The organism is bacterium, from assembly GCA_004299235.1.
Lineage (GTDB): Bacteria > Chloroflexota > Dormibacteria > Dormibacterales > Dormibacteraceae > SCQL01.
The window spans coordinates 45,271-58,198 of record SCQL01000029.1 but is presented as its reverse complement, the minus strand read 5'-3'; the positions used below and the strand labels follow the sequence as shown (position 1 = coordinate 58,198).

At 61.2% G+C, this 12,928-nt stretch carries 17 protein-coding genes; 8 read left to right on the top strand and 9 right to left on the bottom strand.

The genetic code is table 11. The features are described from left to right. The 3 genes from EPN29_10195 to EPN29_10185 all read right to left on the bottom strand — a co-directional run bounded on the left by EPN29_10195 (position 1) and on the right by EPN29_10185 (position 2,531). Complete coding sequence (locus tag EPN29_10195; protein ID TAN32085.1) at positions 1 to 1,191, bottom strand: hypothetical protein; 1,191 nt, start codon at positions 1,189 to 1,191, stop codon at positions 1 to 3. A gap of 78 nt (positions 1,192 to 1,269) precedes the next feature. Beyond that, positions 1,270 to 1,854, bottom strand: a complete 585-nt coding sequence (locus EPN29_10190; protein ID TAN32084.1) for a hypothetical protein — start codon at positions 1,852 to 1,854, stop codon at positions 1,270 to 1,272. Between the two features lie 302 nt (positions 1,855 to 2,156). After that, entirely contained in the window at positions 2,157 to 2,531 is a 375-nt protein-coding gene (locus EPN29_10185; GenBank protein TAN32083.1) for a hypothetical protein, read from the bottom strand. Between the two features lie 82 nt (positions 2,532 to 2,613). On the opposite strand from EPN29_10185, the gene EPN29_10180 reads away from it, so the two are divergent. Together EPN29_10180 and EPN29_10175 are read left to right on the top strand one after the other, a co-directional pair. Next, a complete protein-coding gene (locus tag EPN29_10180; GenBank protein TAN32082.1) occupies positions 2,614 to 2,844 on the top strand; it encodes a hypothetical protein in 231 nt (76 codons plus the stop codon). Beyond that, entirely contained in the window at positions 2,841 to 3,290 is a 450-nt protein-coding gene (locus tag EPN29_10175; protein TAN32081.1) for a PIN domain-containing protein, read from the top strand. The genes EPN29_10180 and EPN29_10175 overlap by 4 nt, the downstream gene beginning before the upstream one ends. A gap of 600 nt (positions 3,291 to 3,890) precedes the next feature. On the opposite strand, the gene EPN29_10170 is transcribed toward EPN29_10175, so the two are convergent. From EPN29_10170 to EPN29_10155, 4 genes are all read right to left on the bottom strand, one after another. Next, positions 3,891 to 4,445, bottom strand: coding sequence for a hypothetical protein (locus tag EPN29_10170; protein ID TAN32080.1), 555 nt, complete (start codon positions 4,443 to 4,445; stop codon positions 3,891 to 3,893). Between the two features lie 53 nt (positions 4,446 to 4,498). Then, positions 4,499 to 5,116: a hypothetical protein gene (locus EPN29_10165; GenBank protein ID TAN32079.1), complete on the bottom strand. Its 618-nt coding sequence runs from the start codon at positions 5,114 to 5,116 to the stop codon at positions 4,499 to 4,501. A 158-nt stretch (positions 5,117 to 5,274) separates the two neighbouring features. After that, positions 5,275 to 5,520, bottom strand: a complete 246-nt coding sequence (locus EPN29_10160) for a LuxR family transcriptional regulator (GenBank protein TAN32078.1) — start codon at positions 5,518 to 5,520, stop codon at positions 5,275 to 5,277. A gap of 310 nt (positions 5,521 to 5,830) precedes the next feature. Beyond that, a complete protein-coding gene (locus EPN29_10155) occupies positions 5,831 to 6,724 on the bottom strand; it encodes an IS630 family transposase (protein TAN32077.1) in 894 nt (297 codons plus the stop codon). Positions 6,725 to 6,774: 50 nt separating this feature from the next. Between EPN29_10155 and EPN29_10150 the strand changes: the two genes are divergently transcribed. From EPN29_10150 to EPN29_10125, 6 genes are all read left to right on the top strand, one after another. Then, on the top strand, positions 6,775 to 7,275 hold the full coding sequence (locus EPN29_10150; GenBank protein TAN32076.1) for a hypothetical protein: 501 nt from the start codon (positions 6,775 to 6,777) through the stop codon (positions 7,273 to 7,275). 20 nt (positions 7,276 to 7,295) lie between these two features. Next, positions 7,296 to 7,502: a hypothetical protein gene (locus EPN29_10145; protein ID TAN32075.1), complete on the top strand. Its 207-nt coding sequence runs from the start codon at positions 7,296 to 7,298 to the stop codon at positions 7,500 to 7,502. A 24-nt stretch (positions 7,503 to 7,526) separates the two neighbouring features. Further along, positions 7,527 to 7,757: a ribbon-helix-helix protein, CopG family gene (locus EPN29_10140; protein TAN32074.1), complete on the top strand. Its 231-nt coding sequence runs from the start codon at positions 7,527 to 7,529 to the stop codon at positions 7,755 to 7,757. A 3-nt stretch (positions 7,758 to 7,760) separates the two neighbouring features. Then, positions 7,761 to 8,195, top strand: coding sequence for a PIN domain-containing protein (locus EPN29_10135; protein ID TAN32073.1), 435 nt, complete (start codon positions 7,761 to 7,763; stop codon positions 8,193 to 8,195). Between the two features lie 10 nt (positions 8,196 to 8,205). Then, a complete protein-coding gene (locus EPN29_10130; GenBank protein ID TAN32072.1) occupies positions 8,206 to 9,984 on the top strand; it encodes a recombinase family protein in 1,779 nt (592 codons plus the stop codon). 417 nt (positions 9,985 to 10,401) lie between these two features. Next, a complete protein-coding gene (locus EPN29_10125) occupies positions 10,402 to 10,587 on the top strand; it encodes a hypothetical protein (GenBank protein TAN32071.1) in 186 nt (61 codons plus the stop codon). A gap of 743 nt (positions 10,588 to 11,330) precedes the next feature. Here the strand turns inward: EPN29_10125 and EPN29_10120 are convergent. Beyond that, positions 11,331 to 11,927, bottom strand: a complete 597-nt coding sequence (locus EPN29_10120) for a hypothetical protein (protein ID TAN32070.1) — start codon at positions 11,925 to 11,927, stop codon at positions 11,331 to 11,333. 433 nt (positions 11,928 to 12,360) lie between these two features. Then, positions 12,361 to 12,924 (bottom strand): hypothetical protein, encoded by a 564-nt coding sequence (locus EPN29_10115; protein TAN32069.1) that lies wholly within the window; start codon positions 12,922 to 12,924, stop codon positions 12,361 to 12,363. Positions 12,925 to 12,928 lie beyond the last annotated feature (4 nt).

The window sequence follows — 12,928 nt, the reverse complement described above, 5'->3', positions numbered from 1 at the left end:
TCACTCGATTGCCTGACCGGCGAGAAAGGCCGCCAGGAAGACGGCCTGAAGACCAAACCCCGCCCCCAGGACCACGGTCTCGAGAACACGGTGGCGCTGGAGGAGGCGGCCGAGGGCAAGAAACGCGGGCACCGCCGCGCACATGAAGCGCCCCGCGCTCTGCAGGTAGTAAGAGCCTGACACGATCGGCGCGGCGAGGGCGAGATAGAGCAGCCCGGCGGTGTAGAGGGTGAAGGCGAGCGGTTGCCGGCGAGCGGCGCTGACCAGCAGCACGGCGACCAGAAGAACGGCGAGCAGCTCAGCGGTCTGGACCCAGCGCCCCTCGCTGGCAAGCGGCAGGCGCACGATCCGCGCGGCGGCTTGGAACGGTACGGAGAAGATCAAGGCTGCCTGCCTGTGCCAGCCGATCGACTGTTCGCGAACGAACAGCAACGGGTCGTGGAAACGGGTCGCCAGGTAGGCCATGTACAGGCCGATCGCGGCCGGGACGGCAGCGGCCATCGCCAGCAGCCGGCTGATCTCGCCAAGCCGGGCCAGCGCGGTCTGCCTTTGCCACCAGCCCCGCTGGCGGCCCAAATCCCAGATCAGAGGCAAGACCAGGATCACCGCGGTGACCCGGGTCAGTGCGGCCAGGAAGGCGAGCCCGGCCGCCGGCGCCCATCTGCCCCGCCGAGCGAGGAGCAGAGACCAGACCGCGAAGGCGATGAACGGTCCCTCGGTGTAGGCCGCCGCGAGATAGAAGGCGAAGGGGTAGGCGAGGAACAGGCGCGCCGCGCGGCGACCGAGCGCCTCGTCCTCTTCGGCGGCGCCGAGCGCGACCACGCCGGCGATCGCGGCCAGGCCTCCCAGGTTGGCGACCAGCATGGCAGCCCCAAGCCGGACCGGGTCGGGTGCCGGCCACACCGGGCCGCCCGCGTGACCGAGGGCCCCCGCCAGGGCTCCGAGCAGAGCCGGATAGAGCGGAAAGAACACCGTGGCCTTGGGCGAGAAGTAGGCTTGCCGGGAGATCAGCTGGTACCAATGGGTGTCCCACTGGTCCCACAGTTCGAGCAAGGAGCCGGGGACGTGGCTCCCATGGACCGCCCCCGCGACGACGGTCAGCAGCAAGAAGCCGGCCCGCGTGACGGTGAACGCAGCCAGCGACCACAGCCAGATCCGCCGCCACGGGAGCCGCGCCGGGGCGACGGTCACCGTACCAGGACAGTCACGATTCGACTCCAGGACATCGGTCACGTGGCTCCCCCCGCCAACCAGAGCGATCTTTGTTTGCTAGGGGCGCTTCTTACGTCCACGCCGCAGTCGCTCGGTAAATTCGTACGCCAGAGGCGGGAAGCCAAACAGCAGCCCGATGCCGACGATCAGAAGCATCCGGACGGCACTGTTGTTGCTGGCGACCAGATCTGGATTGTCCCCCGTCTGGGCACAAGCACCGGGCTGGACAAAGATGCACGTAATCCTTGATTGCCAGATCTCGACCGGATAGGTCGAACCCACTGCCACTTCGTCGTAGAGAGCCCGGCTGTCTGTCGTGGAACTCAGACCGGACGAGGTGGTCACGACCACGTTGTAGCAGGTTGATGTGTAACGCCCGCCACAGGCCGAGGTGAACTGTTGCGTGACTGTGCCTGAATCCTGAAAGCGACAACGGGTCGATGCGGAAACGGCCGCGTCATGGCTGTAGGGCCCGCAGGTCGGAGATGAGTGGTATCGCCTGGCTGAGCTTTCCAGCTGGCCGGGCAGTCCAGTGACCAGCGGTGTGGCTCCGATGGCGATGAACACCAAGCCGATGAGGACGAACGCAGGAACGAGATTGAGGCGTCCTGACCGTCTGTGCGTCTTGCCGTTACGGGCCACAGCAGGCGGATTATGGCGGTGGAGCGGGAGGCGGGAGGCGGGGCCCCGACTACCAAGCCATCCGTCCAATTCACTTATCGCCTCCGATGGGAGCCAAGGTCAGCTGGCGTCTGGGCGCAGCCTGCACGTAACGCGCTGATTCGTGCATCGCCTCATGCCCGACGCCAGCCGGCGTCTCGGCGCGCGCCCGGTGAGAACAGCAAAGGGAAAAAGGTGGAGCGGGAGACGGGTCCGCTGCCCCGAGTACCAATCAGTCGGTCGAATTCATCTACCGCCTGGCTTGACTGGCCGTTTCGATCCTGCTACCCAACGTCCTTCAAGAAGGCGCGCACCCGTTGCATGAGCAGTGCCGCGGCTCTTTCGTCGTAGTCGGGGAGGCTGTTGTCAGCGAAGAGGTGGCGATCGCCTGGGTACAGGAACAGCTCCGCGCCATCAATCGTTCGGTTGAGCTCGCGGGCAGCGTCGAGGTCTCCTTCCTGCACCCACTCGTCGGCCTCCATCATGTGGATCTGCAGCGGAACGGCCTGCGGCCAAGGGCCGCCGAAGTCCGAGGTCGGGAAAGCGGCATGAAATAGCAAGGCCCCCTTAGCGCCGGGACGCGTTTGAGCCAGCATCTGCGTTTGAAATCGAGTGCACAAGCTGGAGCGGGAGACGGGGTCCAACGCCCCGAGTACCATCAGGGCGTCGAGTTCGTCTACCGCGTCAATTAGTTAGGACAATAGTGTGTACGCCGATGATCCTGGTGTGTATAGTTGGTTAATGGCAACGCACGTGAGGAAGAACATCACGCTTCCCCGTTCACTCGACGAACGCATCCGTAAGACCGCGCTCAAACGAGGCACTACGCAGAGTGGGCTCATCGTCCACCTTGTAGAGAAGGGCCTGGACGCTGAAGCGGGTCAGGTTGACCGTATGTTGGCTTTCGCTGGAGTTCTCCACGGTCCTCCAGACCTGTCCGAAACCATCGACGAGACGGTGTATCGCCGCTGAGCTCTGTCGCGGACAGCGGGCTTCTGATCGCAGCGCTGAATCGTGGTGATCGCCACCATCGCTGGGCGATGAACGCAATAGAGGCTCAACGAAGATTAAGGACTCCGTTAGTTGTACCTGAAGTGGTCGCAGGCGAAGCCTTCACCAAACTGCGATACGACCGACGCATCAGCGGCCGCGGCGACGCCCGGCCCGCCCTCACTGTCTTCGGTCTCCTCGAGGCAGGCAGCAAGATCTTTGAAGTCCGAGGCATGCCAGATGAATCTCTTCGGCGCTCCGTGGCTCTGTTAGCGAGATATATCGACCAGTCCTTCTCATGGGTGGACGCGATCGTCCTCCTGAGTGCCGATGACGATCGCCGGGTCGAGAGGCTTTGGACGGTCGACTCGAGTCTCGCGGCTTACCGCTTCTCGCACAGCGTTGCCGTGTCGACGCCGAGCGACTGATCCTGCGAACTCGCGGGGCGTAGGCGAGAGTCAGCTGGAGCGGGAGACGGGGCGCGAGGCCCCAAGTGCCAAGCGCTCGGTCCAGTTCATCTACAGGATTGTTTAGGGATGCCTAGGGCTGCCAATCAGGACAGGACTTCTGGTCAGCCTCAACAAACCCGTCCGCCACTGAGCGCCTGGTGCCTACCGTCCGAGGCCCGCAGAAATGATGTGTATCCAAGCTGCGGAGACCGACGCCCCTGTGAGGCCGAGGCTCAGTCCAATGCCGGCAGCGCTCCGCCGTGAGATTCCGATCACGACAGCAAGAATCAAACCCGGTGCGGCAATCACAGCGAGCAACGGCACGGCTACTGCGCGAGACAAGGCCATCTGCGAAGGAAGGTGGCCCGCTATAGTCAGATAAGCCTCAGTGCCGAGAAGGGTTGCAATAGGCTGGCCGCCCACTGCCCCCACAGCAAGCCCGATTCCGATTCGACTACATAGCGATAGAAAGGCGATCGACGGCAGATAAATGACCAGTTCAGAATTTCGCTTCATTCCAATCGGACCCAGTAGACGAGCCGCCTATTGACTGAGGCGGCTCGTCTTTCCAACGGCGACTTACGGAGCGCTGCCTGGTCTAAAGCTCCATGCCTCGCTGTCGATTAGCCAGCGCCCGCTGGCCTTGGTAAGTGTGAAGGTGTAGTCAACGTCGTTATGCGGATTAGCTTGAACTAACGTGCCATTTTGGTCTTGGGCAACCCTCGTCCACGCGGTCAAAGAGACGCTTACAAGTGCAGTTGACCCGTTGACCGATATAGACGTGAACACCAGATTCTCGACGCCGCCGGCAAGGTAGCGGACTTTTCCAGGCTTGTCAGCGCGAATATTTGCCTGGATCACATTGACGTTTCTGGCCAACGGTGAGCCGGTGTAGTACTGACTGAGAACCACAGGAACGCGGTCGATCATCTGCTGGTTGATCGCGTCGGGCATTATTCCGCCCTGGTACGCCGGTGGCGGAACTTCCAGAGTGTGCGTCGCAGTCAAAGCTCCGCGAATGACCTGCTGAATGGCAACCTCATCAGTCGTAGCGTTAGCTCGAAGCGCGACTGACGAGAAGATCGCAGCTGCCGCGATTAGGGCGGCAATTGCCATCAAGATCAGTCGATACATACCGCGAACGCGGATTGGGATGAAGTAGGGTCTCGATGCCATTTCTCGCGCCCTCAGTTGCTTGAAGAGATGTGATATTCGTCGATGCTGGTCGTCGATGAATTGGCGTTGTAAGGCTGTAGTGTCCAGTAGGCGTGGTAGCGATTCGTTGTGTGCTGGTCCACTAGATCGCCGTACCATCCGCTGTTCGGGTCGGTGCCATACGAAACCTGAATCGACATGTGATCGACTCTGCCGTCGCTATTCCAGTCATAAAAGAGCTCGTCGCCCGCGTAAATAGTGTCATTGCCGCCGTAGGTACCGGAGTAAGTCCCCCAGTAGTAGCCGCCGGGGTAGTGAATCGCCTGGAACCTCTCCTGGTCAAATGCGACCGTCCAGCTATACGTCCATGTTTGACTACCAAGGTTCATGTACCAGTAAGAGTCGTCTGTCGGTGACCCGTTATTCGCTGTCTGGGGATACCCGCCTCCGAGGTACAACGCCTGCGAGACGTAGTTCGTGCAATCGTCGCTGAATGTTGGCCATCCAGGGGCATCTGCGTTCCAGTGCCCATCGGCCCAAGACGCCGCCCCGTTGCCGCTGTAGGCATAGACTGACACATCCCCTAACATCGAGAAGCCAAATACGGTTACGGCAGCAAGGAGTAAAGACCGTAGCCGAGGACAATGCATGGCCCTTTTGCCTCCATCTTGTTTCTATCCGAAACGTCTGGTCACGTCCCTATTGAGCCCGCCAGGAAGTGCCTCGACTTTGGCAGTGCACCTGAGCCGCGTACAGTCAGCAGAAATGACGACAGCGCCCCGGTGCGCGCAAGCTGCGCTGCCACAATTCAGAACCGTTTCGGTTGGACGGCCAGCCAAGCGGCGACGAGTCCAGCCCGGCTGAAACAGCCAGTCTTGGTGAATAGACGGTGGATGTGTGTCCGGAGCGTGCTGAGCGAGATGGACAGGATCGACGCGATCTGCTTGTCAGCCAAGCCCTGAGACAGGAGAAGCAATATTTCTGCCTCTCGCGGCGTGAATCGAGCCTTCGTGCCGGCCTGCTCCAGTCGATCGTCGGCAGCCTGTGCAACCATTATTTGTCCCCTCGCAACACATGGAACCCAGCTGACGAGCCAGCACTCTACCTGCCGTTAACTAATGTGTCAAGGCACTAGGGCAAAGCTGCGGACGTAGAGGCTTTTGTTGAACGGCACCCCGCTTGCCGGGTCGTTGGGACGCGCCAGAGATTGCTTCGTCCATAGCGGAAAGTGCGCCCGGAGTCGCTTTGGAGTCGCCGTGGATTCGCCACGGGCGTCGGGAACTCCGGACCTACCGAGTCCAGTTTCAAGGTCGACTGGCTAGGTCTGGCGCGCCGAGGACGCGCCCTCTCAAGAAAGAACGCTCCTAGTGCACCGACCCGAAAGTAGCTTTCGGGTTGGCTTTGGCGAGGATCTCATCTGCGGTCTTGACCCAGATGAAGGGATGGCGCTGGTTGTTCCAGGTGGCGATGAAGCGCTGAATCGCTTCAATGAGCTGACCAACGCTCTGGAAGACGCCGCGACGAATGGCACGCCGGCTGAGAAGCGAGAACCAACCCTCAACCTGGTTGGGCCAGCTCGAGCCGGTCGGGGTGAAGTGCATGTGGAAGCGCCGGTGTCGGCTGAGCCACTGCTTGACGAGCACGTTCTTGTGGGGGTGGTAGTTGTCAACGATCAGGTGCAATTCGTGGCGCGGATAGGTGCGGTTGAGCAACTTCAAGAAGTCCAAGAAGTCGCTGACGCCATGGCGAGGCGAGAAGTTGCCGTGCACCTCCCCGGTGGCGACGTCGAGTGATGCGAACAGGGTTGTTGTGCCGTGCCGCTTGTAATCATGGGTGCGTCGCTCGGGCTGCCCAGGCCGCAGTGGCAGCAAGGGCTGAGTCCGATCCAGAGCTTGAATCTGGCTCTTCTCGTCGACGCTGAGCACGATTGCATTCCTGGGTGGCTGGAGATATAGCCCGACCACATCGGTGACCTTCTCGACGAGTTCAGGATCCTTGCTGAATTTGAAGCTGCGAGAGCGGTGGGGTTGCAGACGGTACTCCTTCCAGATCCGCTGCACTGTGCTGCGGCTGAGACCAACGCGTTCGGCCAAGGTCCGCGTACTCCAATGTGTGGTTCCATCCGGCGGCTTGGACATGGTCGTGCTCAGCACGCGCTCCACATCCTCCCGGCCATAAATTGCGCGCCGGCCGCGGCCTTCTCCTTCTTCGAGGCCTTCCAGGCCAGCCTCGATAAAGCCGCCATGGACTCCAGGTATGGGCTGGTGAGGAGCAGGTCCGAGAGGAGCGCAGGGAGCGGACGCGCGAGATCAAGCAGCGGATACCCACGCCGGACGGGCGCGGGATCTACCGCGCCAACGGAGGGCGGATCTTCTTCGACCTGGAGTGGGATCGGGCCACCGAGTCGCTGCAGCGGATGCGCCAGAAGATCGCCTCCTACGTCGCCTACTTCAAGCACTACCGTGACGCAGAACGGCACCACGTCCTGTTCGTCGTCCCCAACGACGGGCGCGAAGACAGCCTCCAGTACGAGACCTGGCGAGGCCGGCCGACCTACAGCCTCGACACGTGCTGCAGCTTCTGGACCACGACTTCAGATCGCCTGCGCCGGTCGGGACCGCTGGGCACGATCTGGCTCAAGGTCGAGAACCGCGCCGAGAAACCGCCGCCGATCGGATTCACCAGAGTCGGTCAGCGGATCGCCTTCAGGCAACTGCCGCCGATGGATGACACCGATCGCTCGACTGCTGACTGCATCGGCAAGCCATTCTGGTGGGAGCGAAGACCGGGTGGAGGTCAGGTCGCTTGAGGAGGCTGAGAGTCAAGCGCTTGACCCCTTCGAGCGCACGGCCCCGAACGAAGGCGCCATCGACGCCGGCCGACCTGGCGCCCGAGATCGTTCAGGTGATCGCTGTAGTCGCGGAGATCATGCTCGAGCAGCGCCGAAGACGGCCCGTCGAAGGCAATTCAGTCGCGCGAATGATTCCAAATGATCCCGCCAAAAAAGAATCATTCGAAGACATTCCGGCTGCGTGACCGCTACACACTGATCGATGTACAATGCAGCTCATGTTGGTTCGCAAGCAGATCATTGTGCCGTCAGAGACGGACAAGAGGATCCGACGACTGGCGCGCCAGAAGGGGATCTCACAGAGCGCTTTGATCGTCGAGGCCGTCGAAGCCCTGCCCGAGACCGCAACCCAGGTCGACCACGTCCTCGCCTTCGCGGGCGTGATCAAGGGGGCACCCCCCACGCTCTCAGAGGAAGTCGACGAGGTGGTCTACCGCTGAGACGTGCGGGCGGTGATTCTGGATACCGGGCCGGTGGTCGGACTCCTTTCTGAGGACGACGAGCACCACGCGGCGTCAGTTGCAGCGATCAAGGCCAGCGGTCGGAGAGGGAGGAAGCTGTGCACGATTTGGGAGGTGATCGGTGAGGCCTACACGCTGTTTCGCATGCGCTACGCGCCTGCCCGCTCAGCCGAACCCGCCCTGGTCGTTCTGCGCTGGGCTCGCGAGAGCGGGATCGAGCTGCTTCGCACAGACGAGGCCGACCATCAGCGCGCGGCCGGAATCCTGGAGCGCTACAGCCAGCTCCGTCTCTCCTACGTCGACGCTCTCTTGCTGGCAGCCGCGGAACGAAATCGCGTGGAAGAGCTGATCACGGTCGACATGCGCCACTTCAGCACCGTGCGGCTTGGCCATCGCATGACTGTCACTCGAGTTTGAAGGTGAATGCATGAACCGGCAGGACGAGTGGACACGCGAGACCGAAGCCGCTGCACTGGAGCGGTTGCGTAGCGCCGCTAACGCGCATCGCTCAGCACCGGTCGTGCTCGTATACACCCGCCAGTCTGTCAGCGACTTCGATGCCGACGGACGTCCGCGCGGTCCCTCGCTTAGCCAGCAACTGGACGCGGTCCTGCGACGACCAGAGCTGGAGGGTCTCGCCTTCGAGCATTTCGAGGATGCCGACCGTTCCGGCAAGGAAACCTCGAGACGTCCTGGCTACCTCGCACTCATGGAGCGCACTCGGACACTGCCGGCCGGGCAGGTTGGCGCTATTGCCTTCTTCGACGCCGATCGCCTCCATCGCAACGACGTCGAGTTCTTCCGCTTCATGGCCGAGATGACCGAGCGCCGCATCCTGGTCTTCGACACCAATGGCCTGATCAGCAACGTCGATCGGCTCTCCTGGAAGATCAAGGCCATCGTCGCCCAGGAGGAGCGCGAGAAGGTGTCGAGGCGCGTCCGCGACAACCTCCGCTACCTACGACGCAATGGGCAGCTACTGGGCACGATCCCGCAGGGCTACCGCCGCGTCGATGGACGGATCATGGAGGATCCCGATGCGGCACCGGCGATCAAGGAGATCTTCCGGCTCTATGCCACCGGCCGCTTCAGCCTGCGCTCCCTGGCCGAGCATCTGAATCGGTCTGGCATCAAGCCTTACCGCGGCGCAGATAAGACGAATCACAACCGATCGAGGGCGATCATCTTCACCGGCGACGTGCTCAAAGACCTCATCGGCAACCCCTCCTACGCCGGCAAGGTCCTCGTCGAAGGCGAGCTCGTGCAGGGTCTCCATCCCGCGCTGGTCGACGAGGAGACCTGGCGAGCCTGCCAGGACGTCAAGAAGCGCAACGTAAGGCGCACCAGCAAGGCCTGGACCAAACACACCTATCCGCTGACCCCGATCCTGCTGTGCGCCCGCTGCGGCGGTCCTATGCACGGTGAGGCCGACAGCCGCAAAGGACGGATTCAGCGCTACTACGGCTGCCACGTCGCGCGACGGAACCGTTCCGCAGTCCATCCCTCTGGTCCGCGGTGCGATGCACGCATGTTCAAAAGCGAGCTGCTCGAGGATGCGATCCATCACGAGCTGTCGCAGCTGGTGCCTAGCGGCGAGATGCATGCCGCACTGCGGAATCGCCTTCGCGCTGGCGGCCGGCCAACTGCATCCCGTAAGAGCACGGCCGCGGCGGTCGAGCGTCTGGCTGCCCAGCTTGATCGCGCCAGGAGGCTCTTCGAGTACGGGGAGTACGACTGGGAGACGTTCTGCAAGCGGCGTGAGGAGCTCAACGAGCAGAAGCGTCAGCTTGAGAACGCGACTGACGCAGGCTCGGTCGACGTTGTGTGGTGCGAATCCCAGCTGCTCGATTTCACGACGGCATGGGAGAAGGCTGACTCAAGCCAGCGGGAGCGCCTCGTCGCAGGCATCTTCGAGCATCTCGAAGCCGAGGCTTTGCCGGAGGGTTCGTTGCGAGTGGTCGCCGTTCCGCGCGAGGCTTGGCGACCGTTTTTTGAAGGCTTGGTACTGGAGCACCACACGCTTGCTTGTTCGAACCTCAGCGCGATGGCTCATCGGATCAGGCCCTTGGCCGCTCTCGCCGTTCCGTCCTATCCAGGGCGCGTCGCATCGCATCGACACGGGCCACCAGCGCTTCTGGCGCCGGACTTTTCGAACCCGGCGAGCTCCATCGTCCGCGCCAACCGAGTTCGAGGGGAGCGAGGTTGAAGGTGGACTGGGAGACCGGGGTTCAAGGCCCGGGTCGCAATGCGCTCGTCCAGTTCACCTACCACCTCGGAAATCAGTCTGGAAGGCGGACCGGGAACGCGGCCGTTTCGATGGCCTCAGTGGTATGGAACGTCGACCGCAGCTGTGTGACCGGACCAAGATAGCTGTAGGTGCCAGCAACCGGCTGCTGGAAGGTCAACTATTGAGGGGCCCTGTCCACTTGCGATAAATGGCACTTCCTGTCGAACATTTGCGACCGACGAGTCGGCTGCATTGCCACTGATCTCGAGGGCAGGGCCGGTCGGCAAGCCGTTCACCAACCAAAGGATTTTGTTATTGGGGTTCGTGGGATGGCCAGCACGTAGCGGATAGCCAAACAGGATGCCTGCCGCGTCCGAGGGTGAGGCAACGACATAGATGACCGAGTCATTCGAAGCAGATGACCCAAGCTGGTGGCGAATCCAGTCAGGCATTCCTCCCTTGTATATCGGTGTCGCCCCACAACTGTCATTCATCATCACCTTCGAGGGAGTCAGCGTCGAGCTTGGATTGCCAGAGCAGCAAACCAGCAGTGGAGCAGCCAGGAGTGCCAGCCAGTATTGATACCTCAAACGAGAACCTCGAAAGACCTCCGTCCTATCCAGGAAACAGCCCAGCGCCGGGCGACTGCACACGCACGGTGCCATCGTCGTCGCGGTAAACCTGCACGATGTCGTCCGTGTAGCTGTCAGCTCCACCTCCAGGAAGCCGTCGGAGGCTTATGCCGTCTTGGATCTCCACAGATGCCACGTGGGAGTGGATTGCAAAAACGTCGACTGGCTTACCGGCGCGGAAGCCCGCGCAGAGCATGACAGTTGTAGTGCCATCTGACTCGTTGCGGACGATTACGTTCCCTCTATCAGTTGGTGATGTCATCGTGCTGTCCTCCTAACAACCACGTCGGGATTCCGTGACTATTCATTCCTGATTAGTTCCAAGGGTGAGTGGGCTTCAGTGACGGTGCCAAACATCACGGTCCGCCAATCGCCGGCGAACGTGTAGATACCGCACGTCGTAGCGATTCCAAGTCTCCGTGGCAAGCGAGCTGCGACTACGTGCTCCTGGACCTCACCCATTGAAAAGATGGATGCGACGCTCCGCCAGAGCGATACACTCATCAGGGTTCGTTGGCGCCAGTCGACGATGGCTCTGCTGCCCACATAGCCTTTTGCGCTCCTTCTGACAGCCCGCTTAGTAGCTGAGTGTCTTAACACCAGGTACAACAGACGCGGCAACGTGCGACACTCGAAACGTGTAATAACTACGCAACCTCCAGTCTGATCATCGTGATCAGGCACATGTACCACCTACGCAATGAGCGCCTGCCACGCCAGAATTGGAACGGTCGCAAGGATGAGGAGGCCTGTTCCCTTCCGAATATGATCTACGACGCTTAGGTGGCGGCCGTTAATCAGTAGCGGCCCCTCGATTCGGGCCATATCTCCGTTCAGGATGAAGCTAACAAGCACCACGATGCCCGCGGCTCCTAACGCAATTGCCAGCAAAATGAGAGGAGACGAAGCGGGCTCGAGGAGGAGTGCCATTGCGATTGCAAGCCAAATCAGAGATGTCGTCTTCTGGGTCGTGAACAGAAGGCCGAGATCGAATCCATACGTCAGCCCAAGAAAGCCTGCAGGCACCGACCGCACCATACGTTGCGGTACTTGGCGATTGATAGAAGGCGTGCGGCCGATAACATCTGCAATACCCAACGTCATGGCGATGCCAGCGACAATGAGCAATCTGTTGCGGCTCGGTAGAAGGGCTACCGCGCTGGAACCAATCAGATAAACGGCGAGCGATAGAAGCAAACCCGCAGCCACGCCCCCAACTAACAGGCCGGTCACAAACCTGACGCCGCGGGCAGGAAAGGCTTTAAGCATTGGGCTGGCCACGCCAGTCATCGACAGACCTCAAGGACTGAAGGCTTGCAGTGCCGCGCCGACAACCCCGACCGCTAACGAGACCGCCGTCCAGCTCGTGGTACTCATGCTTGAGGGCTCGGGTCAACACCCCGGACTGGAACAACTCTGGGCGGAATGACCGTGCCAGTCCTCGCAGCAGTAGCACGATTGGCACTGATCCTGGTTGCAGATCCACGTGTAGCTGCCGGGGTAGTTCATACAGGCGGAGATGCTTTCGTTTGGCGGGCAGTAGATCAGATTGCAACACGCTAGCCCGCATGACGCCTGCACGGTGCCTGTGTGACCGAACAGTCCTGCAGCCGCTGCCAACCCTCCGGCACCTAACCATGTCAAGAACTTCCGGCGCGGAGGTCTTTCGTCGAATACGCTCGCGAGGCCACCTCTATCACTCATAGCGCTAAGCTCCCTGACTTCATACGTTCGCAACGGTAGGAATCGGATAAAGCGATTGGCCGTCATCGGTTAGCTTGTGCAGCGCATCCAGGTCATCGAATACAAGCGCCGTTTGCAGGCGACCCTCCCTGAAGAAGAGGGCTACCGGACTCATCATTACGTTGAATTCACCTCGAACCCATTCACCTCCCTTATCGATGTAGGAACTGGCCTTGCTCAGTCCGTGCCGTGCAATGAAGTCGTGGCCGGACTCGATGTTTCCACATGACATGAGGATTCCGAATCCGCTTATGCGCGGATCCTCACTTTTCCGAAACTGCACTCCAATCTCCTCACAGCTGGCACATGCGCTACTCAATACCAAGAGCACACCGTCTCGAGCTTCCTTGAGGTATGCCAGTTGCGTCGGCCACCAGGAGGCCACATGTCCGATGCGTGCACCTTCAACCGGCTTGATCGAAGGTCCCGAATGAAGCCGCGCAGGCTGGGGAATTCGCGAAGCCAGTTCACCAAGCATGGCGAAGAGCACGACAATTGCTGCCGCCATGAAGAGGAGCACGAACGCGAACAGCAAATCGATCACAGTC